Annotated in this window: 14 protein-coding genes; 7 read left to right on the top strand and 7 right to left on the bottom strand. The window is 64.1% G+C overall.

Going from position 1 to position 14,564, the window contains the following annotated elements:
- Positions 1-37: 37 nt before the first annotated feature.
- On the top strand, positions 38-1,765 hold the full coding sequence (locus ABMA59_RS20795; protein WP_349007306.1) for a SulP family inorganic anion transporter: 1,728 nt from the start codon (positions 38-40) through the stop codon (positions 1,763-1,765).
- A gap of 49 nt (positions 1,766-1,814) precedes the next feature.
- Here ABMA59_RS20795 and ABMA59_RS20790 read toward each other — a convergent pair whose 3' ends face one another.
- From ABMA59_RS20790 to katG, 3 genes are all read right to left on the bottom strand, one after another.
- Positions 1,815-2,228: a type II toxin-antitoxin system VapC family toxin gene (locus ABMA59_RS20790; protein ID WP_349007305.1), complete on the bottom strand. Its 414-nt coding sequence runs from the start codon at positions 2,226-2,228 to the stop codon at positions 1,815-1,817.
- 3 nt (positions 2,229-2,231) lie between these two features.
- On the bottom strand, positions 2,232-2,513 hold the full coding sequence (locus ABMA59_RS20785; RefSeq protein ID WP_349007304.1) for a type II toxin-antitoxin system Phd/YefM family antitoxin: 282 nt from the start codon (positions 2,511-2,513) through the stop codon (positions 2,232-2,234).
- Between the two features lie 128 nt (positions 2,514-2,641).
- Complete coding sequence (katG, locus tag ABMA59_RS20780; protein ID WP_349007303.1) at positions 2,642-4,834, bottom strand: catalase/peroxidase HPI; 2,193 nt, start codon at positions 4,832-4,834, stop codon at positions 2,642-2,644.
- A gap of 157 nt (positions 4,835-4,991) precedes the next feature.
- Between katG and ABMA59_RS20775 the strand changes: the two genes are divergently transcribed.
- A complete protein-coding gene (locus ABMA59_RS20775) occupies positions 4,992-5,897 on the top strand; it encodes a hydrogen peroxide-inducible genes activator (RefSeq protein ID WP_349007302.1) in 906 nt (301 codons plus the stop codon).
- 97 nt (positions 5,898-5,994) lie between these two features.
- Here ABMA59_RS20775 and hisG read toward each other — a convergent pair whose 3' ends face one another.
- The 3 genes from hisG to hisS form a co-directional block, all read right to left on the bottom strand.
- Positions 5,995-6,696 (bottom strand): ATP phosphoribosyltransferase, encoded by a 702-nt coding sequence (hisG, locus tag ABMA59_RS20770; RefSeq protein ID WP_349007301.1) that lies wholly within the window; start codon positions 6,694-6,696, stop codon positions 5,995-5,997.
- Positions 6,693-7,796 (bottom strand): ATP phosphoribosyltransferase regulatory subunit, encoded by a 1,104-nt coding sequence (locus ABMA59_RS20765; RefSeq protein ID WP_349007300.1) that lies wholly within the window; start codon positions 7,794-7,796, stop codon positions 6,693-6,695. The genes hisG and ABMA59_RS20765 overlap by 4 nt, the downstream gene beginning before the upstream one ends.
- A gap of 181 nt (positions 7,797-7,977) precedes the next feature.
- Entirely contained in the window at positions 7,978-9,507 is a 1,530-nt protein-coding gene (gene hisS, locus ABMA59_RS20760) for a histidine--tRNA ligase (protein ID WP_349007299.1), read from the bottom strand.
- A 596-nt stretch (positions 9,508-10,103) separates the two neighbouring features.
- On the opposite strand from hisS, the gene ABMA59_RS20755 reads away from it, so the two are divergent.
- From ABMA59_RS20755 to ABMA59_RS20745, 3 genes are all read left to right on the top strand, one after another.
- Positions 10,104-10,352: a hypothetical protein gene (locus ABMA59_RS20755; RefSeq protein ID WP_349007298.1), complete on the top strand. Its 249-nt coding sequence runs from the start codon at positions 10,104-10,106 to the stop codon at positions 10,350-10,352.
- 11 nt (positions 10,353-10,363) lie between these two features.
- Positions 10,364-10,603 (top strand): hypothetical protein, encoded by a 240-nt coding sequence (locus ABMA59_RS20750; RefSeq protein WP_349007297.1) that lies wholly within the window; start codon positions 10,364-10,366, stop codon positions 10,601-10,603.
- Positions 10,604-10,899: 296 nt separating this feature from the next.
- Positions 10,900-11,529 (top strand): 5'-methylthioadenosine/S-adenosylhomocysteine nucleosidase, encoded by a 630-nt coding sequence (locus ABMA59_RS20745; RefSeq protein WP_349007296.1) that lies wholly within the window; start codon positions 10,900-10,902, stop codon positions 11,527-11,529.
- Positions 11,530-11,542: 13 nt separating this feature from the next.
- Here ABMA59_RS20745 and ABMA59_RS20740 read toward each other — a convergent pair whose 3' ends face one another.
- Positions 11,543-11,860, bottom strand: a complete 318-nt coding sequence (locus ABMA59_RS20740) for a hypothetical protein (protein WP_349007295.1) — start codon at positions 11,858-11,860, stop codon at positions 11,543-11,545.
- 75 nt (positions 11,861-11,935) lie between these two features.
- Here ABMA59_RS20740 and ABMA59_RS20735 point away from each other — a divergent pair, with 75 nt between their 5' ends.
- Complete coding sequence (locus ABMA59_RS20735; RefSeq protein WP_349007294.1) at positions 11,936-12,439, top strand: MarR family winged helix-turn-helix transcriptional regulator; 504 nt, start codon at positions 11,936-11,938, stop codon at positions 12,437-12,439.
- 55 nt (positions 12,440-12,494) lie between these two features.
- Complete coding sequence (guaA, locus tag ABMA59_RS20730; RefSeq protein WP_349007293.1) at positions 12,495-14,048, top strand: glutamine-hydrolyzing GMP synthase; 1,554 nt, start codon at positions 12,495-12,497, stop codon at positions 14,046-14,048.
- Positions 14,049-14,564 lie beyond the last annotated feature (516 nt).

Raw genomic sequence — 14,564 nt, 5'->3', positions numbered from 1 at the left:
CGAAGGGTCTTGATTACTTTTCCTAAGAGCACGGCAGATGGCGCATACATCCGATCATTTCACGCGGGAGCATCGGCCTGGCTTCCGGGAGATGTTCACGCCCAAACTGCTGACCGTGCTGCGCGAAGGTTATGGCCGCGAGCGGCTGCGGCATGATCTCGTCTCCGGCCTCACCGTGGCGATCGTGGCCCTGCCGCTGTCGATGGCGATTGCCATCGCCTCCGGCGTATCGCCGGATCGCGGGCTCTATACGGCAATCGTCGGCGGCTTCCTCGTATCCCTGCTGGGCGGCAGCCGGTTCCAGATCGGCGGCCCGGCGGGCGCCTTCATCGTCCTGGTCTCAGCCACCGTGCAGGCGCACGGCGTCGACGGGCTGATCCTGGCGACGATGATGTCCGGCGTGATGCTTGCGGCGATCGGCTACGCCCGTCTCGGCACCTTCGTCAAATTCATCCCCTATCCCGTAACCGTGGGGTTCACCGCCGGCATCGCGGTCATCATCTTTTCCAGCCAGATCGGCGAATTGTTCGGACTGACCCTGTCCGGCCCCGAGCCCGGCCCATTCGTGCCGAAACTGATGGCGCTGGCCAGCGTCGCCTCGACGGCAAACATCGCGACGATCGGCGTCTCTGCGCTTACCATTGCAGCAATACTGCTGATCAGACGGTTCCGCCCGCAATGGCCGGGCCTGCTGATCGCCGTGCTGCTGGCGTCGGTCGCCGCCGCGATGCTGGGGCTGCCGGTCGAGACCATCGGCACAAAATTCGGCGGCATTCCGCGCACGCTGCCGGCGCCGGCCCTGCCGCCATTCTCGCTCGACAAGGTCATGGCCGTTCTGCCTTCCGCCATCTCCTTCACGCTTCTGGGAGCGATCGAATCGCTGCTCTCGGCCGTCGTTGCCGACGGGATGACCGGCCGCCGCCACCGCTCCAATTGCGAATTGGTGGCTCAAGGTTTCGCCAATATCGGGGCCGCCCTTTTCGGCGGCATATGCGTTACCGGAACCATTGCGCGCACGGCGACCAACGTACGCTCGGGCGCCGAAAGCCCGGTGGCGGGGATGGCCCACTCGGTCTTCCTGCTGGCCTTCATGCTGCTGGCCGCGCCGCTCGCCAGCTACATACCGCTCTCCGCCCTGGCCGGTGTGCTGGCGGTGGTGGCCTTCAACATGGTCGAGCGCGACGCCTTCGTCGCCCTCCTGCGCTCGTCCTGGGGCGACGCGATCGTGCTTCTCGTCACATTCGGGCTGGTTGTCTTCCGCGACTTGACCGAGGGCATCGTCGTCGGCTTCGCGCTCGGTGCGCTGCTGTTCATCGACCGCATGTCCAGGAGCGTGGCCTTCGAGGCGCAGACACCGCTTGGCGTGCAGGACATCGCCGACAGCGAGAACGGCGACCGGAAACCTTATCATGCCGAGGCGGAGGGCAGCCCGGACCTGGTGATCTACCGCCTCTCCGGCGCGTTCTTCTTCGGCGCAGCCTCGATGGTCGGGACGACGCTCGACCGCATAGCCGATACGCATAGCAGCTTCATTCTCGATTTCTCAGCGGTTCCCGTCCTCGACTCGACAGCCGCCAACATTATCGAGCAGTCGGCGCGCAAGGCCGAGAGGCGCGGCATCCGCTTCTTCATCACCGGCGCTTCGCCGGCTGTCCGGCGTATGCTTCTGACCCATGGCGTGCGGCCGCCGCACGTCCACTACGCCGCGACCATCGCCGATGCGCGGGCGGAACTGAGCGCCACGCCGGCCGCCGAGCGCGCATAGCGGCATTCAAACGAAAAGCCGGGACGATAATGGACCGTTCCAGTGAACTTCAGTTCGGCTGCTCGTAAGGATTGAAGAGTTTGACCCCGGTCGGTTCAAAGTGCCGGACATTGCGGGTGACGAGCGTCAGGTCGTGCTCGATCGCGGTGGCGGCGATGAGCAGGTCCGGGTCCGTTCGCTTCATATCGAACGTCAACGGCCCCCAGCGCCGCGCAATATCGAGAGTGACCGGCAATATCTGTGTCGCATACTGATGAAGTGTTGCCTCCAGCCAGCTTCGATGTCGTGACGCCGGCTTCCCCTCCTGTCTTTCAAGCTTGTGTATCCCTCGCTGGATTTCACCGATCGTCACAACGCTGATGAATATGTGCTGCAGTTCGATCGTATGCAGCCAGTCCAAGACCGAGGAAGCGGCCCTTGCCTTCGACCGCTCGGACAAGACCATCGTGTCGATCAGGTACACGGATCAATCCAGGTCGATGTCACGATATGAGGACGGATATTGGTCGCGGTCGTCGAAAATATCCTCCATCCCCTCCGGTAGTTTCGGAAAGTCGAGAATATGCTGGACGAAGGTTTTCCTGGGCTTCGTGTCCAGTTTCGTCAGCCGCTCGTACTCTTCCGCTGACAACACCACCACCGCATCGATGCCGCGCTTGGTGACATGTTGCGGCTCGCCGCGCTGCGCGGCCTCGACCACGGCGGAAAACTTGTTCTTGGCGTCCTGAAGTGTCCAGACCTTGCCCATGGAAATCTCCATCAGGCTAGATTGTAGGCTAGCCGGATGGCCGCTTCAAGGCTGGCTCCAAAGCAGAAAGGCCGGGAATTTGTCCCGGCCTTTCCATTCGATCGACCCGCGTTTCGGCGGTGGCCGGACTATGCGGCTTCCCGCAGCGATTCGCTGCCGAGGTCGAAGCGGTCGGCGTTCATCACCTTGGTCCAGGCCGCCACGAAATCCCTGGCGAACTTTTCCTTGGAATCGGCCGTCGCATAGACTTCGGCGTAGGCGCGAAGCTGCGAATGCGATCCGAAGATCAGGTCGATGCGCGTACCCGTCCACTTGACCTCGCCGGTCTTGCGGTCGCGGCCTTCATAGACGCCGTGCGAACCGGACTGCGGCTGCCACTGCGTGCCCATGTCGAGCAGGTTGACGAAGAAGTCGTTGGTGAGCTTCTCCGGCTGCTTGGTGAAGACGCCGTGCTTCGAGCCGCCATGGTTCGCGCCGAGAACACGCAGTCCGCCAAGGAGAACCGTCAGCTCGGGTCCGGTCAGCGTCAGCAACTGAGCCTTGTCCACAAGCGCTTCCTCGGGCTTCATGAACTGCAGCTTCTTGCCGTTGGTATAGTTGCGGAAGCCGTCGGCGCGAGGTTCCAGCGGGGCGAAGGACTGGACGTCCGTCTGCTCCTGCGAGGCGTCGGCGCGGCCCGGCGTGAAGGGCACCTTCACGTCGATGCCGGCATCCTTGGCGGCCTTCTCCACGGCGACCGAACCGGCAAGCACGATCAAGTCGGCGAGCGACACCTTCTTGGCGAACTCCTTCTGGATTGCCTCCAGCTTTGCAACCACGGCCTGGGCCGGCTGGTTGACCTCCCAATCCTTCTGCGGAGCCAGGCGGATGCGGGCGCCGTTTGCGCCGCCGCGCTTGTCGGAACGGCGGAAGGTCGAAGCCGATGCCCAGGCGGTCGAGACCAGTTGCGACACCGACAGGCCGGAGGCAAGGATCTTCTCCTTGAGCGCGGCGATGTCCTGTCCGCTGATCAACTCATGTTCGACGGCGGGGATCGGATCCTGCCAGATCAGCGTCTCCTTGGGCACGAGCGGGCCGAGGTAGCGGACACGCGGACCCATGTCGCGGTGGGTGAGCTTGAACCAGGCGCGGGCGAAGGCGTCGGCGAACTGGTCCGGGTTCTCGTAGAAGCGCCGCGAGATCTTTTCGTATTCCGGATCGAAGCGCAGAGACAGGTCGGTGGTCAGCATGGTCGGCACGTGCTTCTTCGAGGAATCGAAGGCATCCGGGATCGACTTCTCGCCGCTCTTGGCCTTCCACTGCTTCGCGCCGGCGGGGCTCTCGGTCAGTTCCCATTCGTTCTCGAACAGGTTCTTGAAGAACAGGTTGCTCCACTTGGTCGGCGTCTGCGTCCACGTGACTTCCGGACCGCCGGTGATGGCGTCGGCGCCGATGCCGGTGCCATGCGTGCTCTTCCAGCCGAGGCCCTGGTCTTCGACATCAGCGCCTTCCGGGTCGGCGCCGACCAGCGACGGGTCGCCGGCGCCGTGCGTCTTGCCGAAGGAGTGGCCGCCGGCGATCAGCGCGACGGTCTCCTCATCGTTCATGGCCATGCGGAAGAAGGTCTCGCGGATGTCCTTGGCCGCCGCGATCGGGTCGGGATTGCCGTTCGGGCCCTGCGGGTTGACGTAGATCAGGCCCATCTGCACCGCGCCGAGCGGTTCCGCGAGCTGGCGTTCGCCGCTGTAGCGCTCATCGCCCAGCCAGGTGCCTTCCGGTCCCCAATAGAGCTCTTCCGGCTCCCACACGTCGGCGCGTCCGCCGGCGAAGCCGAAGGTCTTGAAGCCCATGGATTCCAGGGCGACGTTGCCGGTGAGGATCATCAGGTCGGCCCATGAAATCTTGCGGCCGTATTTCTGCTTGATCGGCCAGAGCAGCCGGCGTGCCTTGTCGAGGTTGGCATTGTCCGGCCACGAATTGAGCGGGGCGAAACGCTGCTGGCCGGCGCCTGCGCCGCCGCGGCCGTCGGTGATGCGATAGGTGCCAGCGCTATGCCAGGCCATGCGGATGAACAGGCCGCCGTAATGGCCGAAGTCGGCCGGCCACCAGTCCTGCGAATCCGTCATCAGCGCGTGCAGGTCCTTGATGACCGCGTCGAGGTCGAGGCTCTCGAACTCCTTGGCGTAGTCGAATTCCCCGCCCATGGGATCGGACAGGGTCGAATTGGTATGCAGCACCTGGATGTCCAGATGCTCCGGCCACCAGTCGCGATTTTTCCGTCCGGCCGGTGCGTGTGCGACCGGGCATTTGCCCGCGCTCTTGTCGTCCGTCTTGGCGTCCATGGCTTTCTCCTGCCTCCCTCGTCTCGGTGGGTTCTTGCTGAAATGATCGACCAGACGCCTGGCGGGGAAGGCCGAGCAATCTGGAACGATTCCAGACTAGGCGTTTCCGTCGATAATGACAAATTGCCTTTCCTGATTTTTCCGATAATTTCTGCTTATGACAAACCTCACTATCCGCCAGATGCTGTATTTCGACGCGCTGGCGCAGACGCTGCATTTCGGCCGCGCCGCCGAGCTTGCCGGGGTGACGCAGCCGGCGCTGTCCTCGCAGATTGCCGAACTGGAGGAGCGGCTGGGCTGCCGGCTGTTCGAGCGTGGCGGCCGCTCCGTGCAACTGACCGAGGAGGCGGCGGCCCTGCAGCCGCGCATCGAGTCCATCCTGGCGCAGATCCGCGAGGTCGAGACGCTGGCGCGGCGTGGCCGGCGCACCATGCAAGGGCGGTTCCGTCTGGGCATGATCCCGACGGTGGCGCCTTATCTGCTGCCGCAGGTGCTACCGGAGCTCAAGGCACGCTTTCCGGAGCTTCAGTTGGAACTGCGCGAGGCGGTGACCATGTCGCTGGTATCGGAAACCGCCGCCGGCCGCATCGACGGTTTTGTCGCCGCCCTGCCGCTCGACCATCCCGGCCTGGTGACGGAGAGGCTTTTCGACGACCGGTTTTTTCTCGCCGTACCGGAGCAGGACGCGGATTTCGTCGCGCCGCCGGTGCCGCCGGAAAGCCCCGCGCTGGAGCGGCTGATGCTGTTGGAAGAGGGCCACTGCCTGCGCGACCAGGCGCTGAAGATCTGCGGCAGCGTCAGGCCGGCGGCACTTTCGAATTACGGGGCGACCAGCCTCACTACGCTGTTGCAGATGGTTGGGCACGGTCTCGGCGTCACCCTCATTCCGGAAATGGCGGCCGAATCCAGCCGCGTCATCCGGGATCTGAAGATCGTGCCGTTTGCCGAACCGGTGCCGTCGCGCGAGATCGCGCTGGCTTGGCGCAGGAACAGCCCCCGGCAGGAGGAATGCCGCGAGCTTGCCGGCATTTTGCGCGGGCTGCGCGAGACGGTGATGGCGTGAGCGAGTAGGCGCAGGGGACAGTTCACTTTCTTTCGGCAGAAAGGCGCGGCCGCTTCAAGGCTTGCGCGAGCCGAAAAAAGTAAACTGTCCCCGGCAGTTAACCTACTCTCGCTCTCATCTTCCCAACAATCTCCGCCAGCGCCGCCTGGTCCGCCGCACCGCGTTCGCGCCGCGCGGCGACGAGGCAGGCCTGTGAGCGCAGGATGACGCCGTCGGACAGGATTTTCAGGTGGTTGGCGCGCAAGGTCGAGCCGGTCGAGGTGATGTCGACGATGACGTCGGCTGAGCCTGCGGCGGGTGCGCCTTCGGTGGCGCCGAGGCTTTCGACGATGCGGTAGACCTGGATGCCGTGTTTTTGCGAGAAGAACTGCTGCGTCAGCCGCCAGTATTTCGTGGCGATGCGCAGCCGCCGCCCGTGGCGCTGGCGGAAATCGGCGGCGACGTCGTCGAGGTCCGCCATTGTGTCGACGTCGAGCCAGACTTCGGGGATCGCGACCACCACATCGGCGTGGCCGAAACCCAGCCTCGCCGCGACCTCCATGCGCGCATCCCAGTCGGCGCGGCTTTCGCGCAGAAGATCCTCGCCGGTGACGCCGAGATCGACATTGCCCTGGCCGAGTTCGCCGGCGATCTCGGAGGCCGACAGGAAGGCGATTTCCACGTCGTCGCGGCCTTCGATATGCGCCCGGTATTTGCGCTCGTCGCCGGGCAGGCTGACCGGCAGGCCGGCGGCTGCCAACAAATCAAGCGTCTGCTCGCGCAGCCGGCCTTTTGAAGGGATGGCAAGCGTGAGCGTCATGCCGTACCCCCACGCAAGGCCTCGATGCGGTCGAGCCAGACTGAAAAACCGACGCCCGGAATAGGGTCTTTCGCGCCGAGCAGGGTCAGCAGGCGGTCGTAGCGCCCGCCGCCGGCCAGCGGCTGGGACGCGCCGGACGCGGCGATCTCGAACACCATGCCGGTGTAATAGTCGAGCGGACGGCCGAAGCCGGCGTCATAGGTCACGTAACCGATCGCCTTGTCACCGACCGCCTCGGCCCGCGCCTTGAACAGGTCGAGCGCCGTGTCGAGGTAAAGCTCGGCCTCGTCTGCGAAACGCGTCAGCGCCTCGGCGGCCTCGCCAAGCGGCACGCGGATCGCCAAGAACTGCTTCAGCGCGGCAAAAGCCTCGTCGGAGAGGCGCACGGCGCCGAGTTCGGCCTTCTCGATCAGACGCCGCGCGATATCCTCCGGCGTTCGGCCGGCAGACGGCGTCAGCCCCTGATCCTCCATCGTCCGGCCGATATGGGCGGCGAGCGCCTCGCGGTCGCGCGCCGCCACGAGCCGGGCGGCCGGCTGGCCGAGACCTCGCTTGCGCTGCGGGTTGGCGAGGTCGTCGAGCGCTGCGGCAAGCTGTTCGGGCGCACCGAAGGCACGCGCCAACCGCTTCTGCCAGCCACGCGGCAGGCCGAGCGCCGCCAGCACCGCCTCGAACACCGACTGGTCGCCGAGCGTTAGGGCAAGCGGCGTTTTCGGCAACGCCAGCGTCAGCAGCGCATGTGCGTCGGCGATCAGCCTCGCGTCGGCGGACGCGATATCCGTGTCGCCAAGATCCTCGATGCCGGCCTGGAAGAACTCCGCCCGGCCCTCGCGTCGCTGGCGGAAAACCTCGCCGAGATAAGCGTAGCGGCGCGGCGTGCCGGATTGCGTGCGGATGTGGTCGAGGCAGACGGGGATGGTGAATTCCGGGCGCAGGCAAAGCTGCTCGCCGGTCTCGCTCTCGGTGAGGAAAATGCGGCGGCGAAGGTCTTCACCGGCCATGTCGAGGAATGGATCGGCGGGCTGCAGGATCGCCATGTCGACGAGGTCGGCGGAGCGCGCGGCGAACAGCGCGCGGATGTCGGAGGGGAGGGTGGTCATGGCGCAGAGGCCTCGATCGAGGCACCCCCTTCTGGCCTGCCGGCCATCTCCCCCTCAAGGGGGGAGATTGGCAGTTCCAGCCGCACCGCGCATTCGGCAACGCCGGAGATTGGCGAAACCAAAGCGGCCGTCGAATCTCCCCCCTTGAGGGGGAGATGGCCGGCAGGCCAGAGGGGGGTGTTCATGCGTCGGCCTTCGCGCGTTCGCCGGCCTGCGCATCGAGCACTTTTCGCACCGCCTCGACCAACTCGCCTTCCGTCACCGAAAACTGCGCCGGGCGGCCCTCGCGCCAGGCGGCATTGTCGGTGATTTTCTTGGACAGTTGCTCGCCGAGCGCCATGTCCTTGATCTGCACTTCCCCCTTGGCGCGCTCGTCGCCGCCCTGGATGACGACACAGGGCGCACTTCTGCGGTCGGCGTATTTCATCTGCGGCTTCATGCCGGAGCCGCCGAGATACATCTCCGCCCTTATGCCGGCCTGGCGCAGCGAGGCGACCATCTTCTGGTAGCGGCCGAGGCTTTCCGTGTCGCGGTCCATGACCAGCACGACCACCGGACCGACGACGTTGGAGGTATCCAGCTTTCCGAGATTCTTCAGCGCCGTCATCAGGCGCGACACGCCGATGGAAAAGCCCGTCGCCGGCACCGCCTCACCGCGGAAACGCGACACCAGCCCGTCATAACGCCCGCCGCCGCCGACCGACCCGAAGCGCACGATCTGGCCTTCGTCATTGGGGATTTCGGCCAGCAGTTCGGCCTCGTAGACCGGCCCGGTGTAGTATTCGAGGCCGCGCACGACGGAGGGATCGATGCGGATGCGGTCTTCGCCGTAGCCAGCGACCCGTACCAAGCTTCTTATCCGATTTAGCTCGTAAAATCCTTCGTGGAGAGTCTTTGGTTCACTCGGAAAAATGCGGAGTCCGGATACGGCTGCGATATTTAAGTCCCCTTCCTCAAAACTAAGACCGAGGGACTCAACAACGGTATCTATCTGTCCCTCATCCAGCTCTGCGCCCTTCGTAAAGTCGCCTTCGCCTTGCTTGCCGCCGTCCCAGCGCCCCTTGCCAAGCAGCAACCTCACTCCCTGGGGACCGAACTTGTCCAGCTTGTCGATAGCACGCAGCACGGTCAGCCGCCGGCCGGCATTCTCGGGGCCGCCCAGCCCGATCGCTTCCAGCACGCCGTCCAGCACCTTCCGGTTGTTGACGCGGATGACGTATTGGCCGCGCGGGATGCCGAGCGCTTCCAGCACGTCGGCCATCATCATCGCCATCTCGGCGTCGGCGGCCACCCCAGGCGTGCCGACCGTGTCGGCGTCGAACTGCATGAACTGGCGGAAGCGCCCCGGCCCTGGCTTCTCGTTGCGGAACACCCAGCCGGAGCGGTAGCTGCGAAACGGCTTCGGCAGCTTTTCGAAATTCTCGGCGACGAAACGCGCCATCGGCGCGGTGAGGTCGTAGCGCAGCGACAGCCATTGCTCGTCGTCGTCCTGGAAGGAAAAAACGCCCTCGTTCGGCCGGTCCTGGTCAGGCAGGAATTTGCCGAGCGCATCGGTGTATTCGATCAGCGGCTGGTCGGCGGGCTCAAAACCGTAGAGTTCGTAGACGGCGCGGATTTTCGCCATCATCGTTTCCACCGCACGGATGTCGTCCGGAAAACGGTCGGCAAACCCGCGCGGCAGGCGCGCCTTCGTCTTTTCCGAGTTCGTCATGGTCGTTCGCTTTGTGCTGAGGGTCGTTCGCGGCGCCGCCGTCCTAGCGGAAGGCGCAAGGGGCGGCAAGGGTTTGGGGCGGCGGTCAGCGCCCGGGGACAGTTTACTTTTATCCGCCCGAGTGAGCTTGCCAAGGCTTCGCCCTTTCCGCGGATAAAAGTAAACTGTCCCCTGCATGCAACCGCCCCCGTCACCACGCTGCGGAACTCCGCCCTGGCCATTGAGAAGAGTTCGGGAAGACGGGCGGCCGTAAGCTCGCTCATCTAATAAACTATCTGCGACCTTCCGGCCGCCCGTCCGGCGCATGTTTTCACCATCCCATTCCGCTACGCTAACCATCGCCTTACGGCTTGCACCTGCAATGTCGTTGCGTACTGGCAGACATACTCCAGCTTGTGTATGTGGGAACTCTGGGACAGCCCCCGGCCTTCACGGCCACGTTAGCCGCTATCTCCGGGACGCCGGCTCCTCCCCGCAAATCACCGTCATGACCGGCGTTCCCGCGAGAGGAACAGCGCTTAGTATGAGGCAGGTTTTCGGGAGGGGGACGAGGATCGTGCGCGGCGGGATTTTCGCTCCGGGCGGGAAAAGAAAGAATGAGCAAAAACAAGGGCCGGCAATCGAAACAGGCTCAATCCAAAAAAAGTTCTCTCGGTTTGGCGAAAGAGCTATCCCCTTTTTTCGTTAACCATTGCGGCGCGGATGCCGCGATCATTCCGCCCGGCTGCCACAAACCGGCCCTTATTTCGCGCCTGAGCCGAAACTATATCGAAACATGGGCGCGGGGTGTGCGGCATGAGCCGGATACCGGCGCCTGTCAAAACCGCCGCAATCCCAGAACCTGAAAGCCAAGACCATGTCCGCCCTCGTCAGAAACACCCCGGCACCGTCGAGCCCCGTGGCTTCGGCGGGACGTGCGCGCAGGGTGGCCGAGAAGTGCGGCATCGGCGGTTTTGGCATCGGCGGAGAAGGCGATGCCGGCGGCAATCTCGGCGGCGCGGCGCTCACCGTGCTGCTGGTGATTTATCCCGCCGTGGCCTCGGTGGCGGTGGTGCTGGCGGCTTTCATGCTGTCGGGAGCCGCGCCGGCCGTCTGACCGGCCGCTTCCCCCTCCGGATGGCTTTGCTGCCCGATAGCCGTGGCTCGCAGGGCAGTCGCATGAAGGAATTACCCCCAGCCCTAACCCCACAAGGGACTGTCTTGTCTCTCCGCCAGAGGCCGATCGTCGCTGGTTACGCTCGCCATGACAGCCGCGAAGTGTCCCGGTGGTGGGGTGGGTAATTTCTTCAAGCTAATGCCCAGACGTGGGCCGTTGCTTTTTGCCCCGTCGCCGACAACAGTCGGCTCGGAAAAAATTCCGATTCACATAACGGCGCTTGAGGGGGCGGCGACATGATCGAGACGATCGCAGGCAAAAAACTGCTGTTCGCCATGGCGGCGGACGCCGAATACGGGCCGCATCTGAGACGCCTGTTCAAGCCGCTGATGACCGGCGTCGGCCCGGTCGAGGCGGCACTCGCCATGGGCGTGGCGCTGGCCCGGCTGGAGGCGCAAGGTGCGCTGCCGGACCTCGTGGTTTCGCTTGGCTCGGCCGGCAGCCGCTCGCTGGAGCAAACGGAGGTCTATCAGGCGGTCTCCGTGAGCTATCGCGACATGGACGCCTCGCCCCTGGGGTTCGAAAAGGGCGCCACGCCTTTCCTTGACCTGCCGGCGACAGTGCCGCTGCCGCATAGGATTCCCGGCATCCGCGAGGCGACGCTGTCGACCGGCGGCATGATCATTTCCGGCGCGGCCTATGATTCGGTCGCCGAGGACATGGTGGAGATGGAGACGTTTGCCGTGCTGCGCGCCTGCCAGATGTTTTCGCTGCCGCTGGTGGCGCTGCGCGGCATTTCCGACGGCAAGGACGAACTGCGCCATGTCGGCGACTGGACGGAATATCTGCATGTCATCGACGAGAAACTGGCCGAAGCGGTCGGCCGGCTCGAACAGGCCATCGTGGACCGGACCGTCTCCATATGAGTCGTCGCTGGGCCTAGCGCGGCAGGTTGCGGGAGTTGCCGAACTCGATCGCAGCGATATCCGCCCTTGGAGTGCCGCCGCCGTCGAGATAGGCGATCGACCCCTGCCGGTGGTCGAGCTTCCAGGTGCCGCTCGGGCCGTCGGTCCAGTCGACCGCGTAGCCGTCGTCGAGCAGCCGCCATTTACCGCTGTAGGCGACGCCGTCCGGCAAAAGCATATGGGCGTCGCTCTCGCTCTGGTAATAGATGATCGCCTGCTTGCCGCCCATGTCGAGCACGTGGGTGGTGCCGGCCATGATGATTGCGAGCGTGTCTTTTCCGAGGATGGACATTTTTTGCTCCGTGTTGGGAAATCTCTCGACCACTGTCGGTTGGTCAAGTAGCTTGACTATATAGGATTAAGGCATATGGTCAAGACGCTTGACGAAAATTCGAAAGGCCTGCCGGACCATGTCGGCTGGAGGCTTTGGAACGCCAGCCGCGCCTGGCAGGCCGAATTTGCCGCCGCGATGCGCGGGGCCGGACACCCCTGGTTCACAGAGGCGCGCGCCACGCTTCTCGGCCATCTCGCCCGGAAGGGCACGCGCCAGTCCGCGCTGATCGACAGGATGGCGATCAGCAAGCAGGCCGTGCAGCAATTGCTCGACGGACTGGAAGCCGAAGGCGTGGTCGAGCGCCTGCCCGATCCGCGCGATGGGCGCGGCAAGCTGGTATGTTATACAGAGAAGGGCCTTGCTGCGCTGCGCGACGGCGACCGCATCAAACGCGAGATCGAGCGGCGCTATGTTGCGCGCCTGGGCGAAGCGCGTTTTGCCACGCTGATGGACGCCTTACGGGCGCTGGACGAAGGCCAGCCGGATTCAAAACGTGAAGAAGCGGATTCTTCGCATGAACGAGCGGAATCGAACTGACAGCGCCGCGCGCCAACCCATTGCACCGACTCGACTTCTTCTCTAAATGCCCGCCATGAAAAATACCGCCACCGTCCTCATCGTCGATTTCGGCAGCCAGGTCACCCAGCTTATCGCGCGCCGGGTGCGCGAGGCGGGCGTGCATTCGGAGGTCGTGCCGTTCCAGTCGGCGGAAGCCGCGTTCAGGCGCATCAATCCGCAAGCGGTGATCCTTTCCGGCGGACCGGCTTCGACGCATGAAGCGGGTTCACCGCGCGCGCCACAAATCGTCTTCGAGGCGGGCATTCCGGTGCTCGGCATCTGCTACGGCCAGATGGCGATGTGCGTGCAGATGGGCGGCGTGGCGGAAGCCTCCGACCATCGCGAGTTCGGCCGCGCCTTCGTCGAGGTCGAGAAGGACTGTCCGCTGTTCGAGGGACTGTGGGCGACCGGCCAGCGCCACCAGGTATGGATGAGCCATGGTGACCGGGTGATCTCGCTGCCCGAAGGATTCCAGATCTATGGGCGCTCGGAAGGCGCGCCGTTTGCCGTGTTCGGCAATGTCGAGAAGAAGATGTACGGGCTGATGTTCCACCCCGAAGTGGTGCATACGCCGGACGGGGCAAAATTGCTGCGCAATTTCGTGCATCGGGTCGCCGGCATCGAGAGCGACTGGACGATGTCGGCCTATCGCGAGAAGGCGGTGGCCGACATCCGCGAAAAGGTCGGCAAGGGAAAAGTGATCTGCGCGCTGTCGGGCGGCGTCGATTCCTCCGTAGCCGCGCTGCTGATCCACGAGGCGGTCGGCGACCAGCTGACCTGCATCCTCGTCGACCACGGGCTGATGCGCAAGGACGAGGCGAAGAACGTCGTTTCGATGTTCCGCGAGCACTACAATCTGCCGCTGATCCTGGTCGACGCCGCCGACCGTTTTATCTCGGCGTTGGAAGGCGAGGCCGACCCGGAGAAGAAGCGAAAAACCATCGGCCGGCTGTTCATCGAGGTGTTCGAGGAAGAGGCGAAGAAACTGGGCGGCGCCGATTTCCTGGCGCAGGGCACGCTCTATCCCGACGTGATCGAGAGCGTGTCGTTCTCCGGCGGCCCCTCGGTCACCATCAAGTCGCATCACAATGTCGGCGGCTTGCCGGACCGTATGAACATGAAGCTGGTCGAGCCGCTGCGCGAACTGTTCAAGGACGAGGTGCGGGCGCTGGGCAAGGAACTGGGCCTGCCCGAGCATTTCATCGGCCGCCACCCGTTCCCCGGTCCGGGCCTTGCCATCCGCTGCCCCGGCGGCGTGACCCGCGAAAAGCTGGACATATTGCGCGACGCCGACGCGATCTATCTCGACGAGATCCGCAAGGCCGGCCTCTACGACGCCATATGGCAGGCCTTCGCCGTACTGCTGCCGGTGCAGACGGTGGGCGTCATGGGCGACGGCCGCACCTACGAATTCGTCTGCGCGCTGCGGGCCGTGACCTCGGTCGACGGCATGACCGCCGATTTCTATCATTACGACATGGGTTTCCTCGGAGCGACCGCGACGCGCATCATCAACGAGGTGCGCGGCATTAACCGGGTGGTCTACGACGTCACCAGCAAGCCGCCCGGGACGATCGAGTGGGAGTGACCCGGCGTCCTTCTGGGCGTTTCGCGGTCAATCGCTAAACTAACCTATCTCATTGAAAATAAAATATAAAGGTCTCGCCATCTATCGCGGCCTATCGCCCCAAAGCGCGACCATTTGACGGTATTGCTGGCGGTATTTGGATTTTCGTCAACGAGCCGCTTTCCAAATACCGTCAGCGCTACAATTCCAAGCGGCACGTCGATTTTGCAGCTAACGTTCTGATATTGAAGTGAAATAATATTCGGTTGACGGTATTTCGCGTGACGGTAAAAATAGGCCATTCGACGGGGGTGCTTGACGTCGAAAGGCCTCTACGATGCTGCCTGTTGATTTCCACTGAGAAGTGACCCAGTCGACGGAGGTTTTTCCATCGAGAATTGACCCATGTTTGAAGCTCCTCCCACACGGATTGTGTGGGGGACATCGGAGTGATCGACATGGAGTTATTGAGCGTCATCCGACGCTGGCACTACCGAGACCATCTTTCGATCCGCGACATCTCGCGCCGAACCGGAC

Source organism: Mesorhizobium yinganensis (assembly GCF_040081985.1).
GTDB classification, from domain to species: domain Bacteria; phylum Pseudomonadota; class Alphaproteobacteria; order Rhizobiales; family Rhizobiaceae; genus Kumtagia; species Kumtagia yinganensis.
The sequence above is the reverse complement of the archived record's forward strand: the minus strand, read 5'-3'. Positions and strand labels throughout refer to the sequence as shown.

Bases quoted from the DNA above. Each gene is read 5' to 3' on its own strand.
- hisG (WP_349007301.1), bottom strand. From the start codon at position 6,696: ATGACGCTCACGCTTGCCATCCCTTCAAAAGGCCGGCTGCGCGAGCAG.
- ABMA59_RS20775 (WP_349007302.1), top strand. From the start codon at position 4,992: ATGACAAACCTCACTATCCGCCAGATGCTGTATTTCGACGCGCTGGCG.
- ABMA59_RS20750 (WP_349007297.1), top strand. From the start codon at position 10,364: ATGTCCGCCCTCGTCAGAAACACCCCGGCACCGTCGAGCCCCGTGGCT.
- ABMA59_RS20785 (WP_349007304.1), bottom strand. From the start codon at position 2,513: ATGGGCAAGGTCTGGACACTTCAGGACGCCAAGAACAAGTTTTCCGCC.
- guaA (WP_349007293.1), top strand. From the start codon at position 12,495: ATGAAAAATACCGCCACCGTCCTCATCGTCGATTTCGGCAGCCAGGTC.
- ABMA59_RS20765 (WP_349007300.1), bottom strand. From the start codon at position 7,796: ATGACCACCCTCCCCTCCGACATCCGCGCGCTGTTCGCCGCGCGCTCC.
- hisS (WP_349007299.1), bottom strand. From the start codon at position 9,507: ATGACGAACTCGGAAAAGACGAAGGCGCGCCTGCCGCGCGGGTTTGCC.
- ABMA59_RS20735 (WP_349007294.1), top strand. From the start codon at position 11,936: ATGGTCAAGACGCTTGACGAAAATTCGAAAGGCCTGCCGGACCATGTC.
- katG (WP_349007303.1), bottom strand. From the start codon at position 4,834: ATGGACGCCAAGACGGACGACAAGAGCGCGGGCAAATGCCCGGTCGCA.
- ABMA59_RS20795 (WP_349007306.1), top strand. From the start codon at position 38: ATGGCGCATACATCCGATCATTTCACGCGGGAGCATCGGCCTGGCTTC.
- ABMA59_RS20755 (WP_349007298.1), top strand. From the start codon at position 10,104: ATGAGCAAAAACAAGGGCCGGCAATCGAAACAGGCTCAATCCAAAAAA.
- ABMA59_RS20740 (WP_349007295.1), bottom strand. From the start codon at position 11,860: ATGTCCATCCTCGGAAAAGACACGCTCGCAATCATCATGGCCGGCACC.
- ABMA59_RS20745 (WP_349007296.1), top strand. From the start codon at position 10,900: ATGATCGAGACGATCGCAGGCAAAAAACTGCTGTTCGCCATGGCGGCG.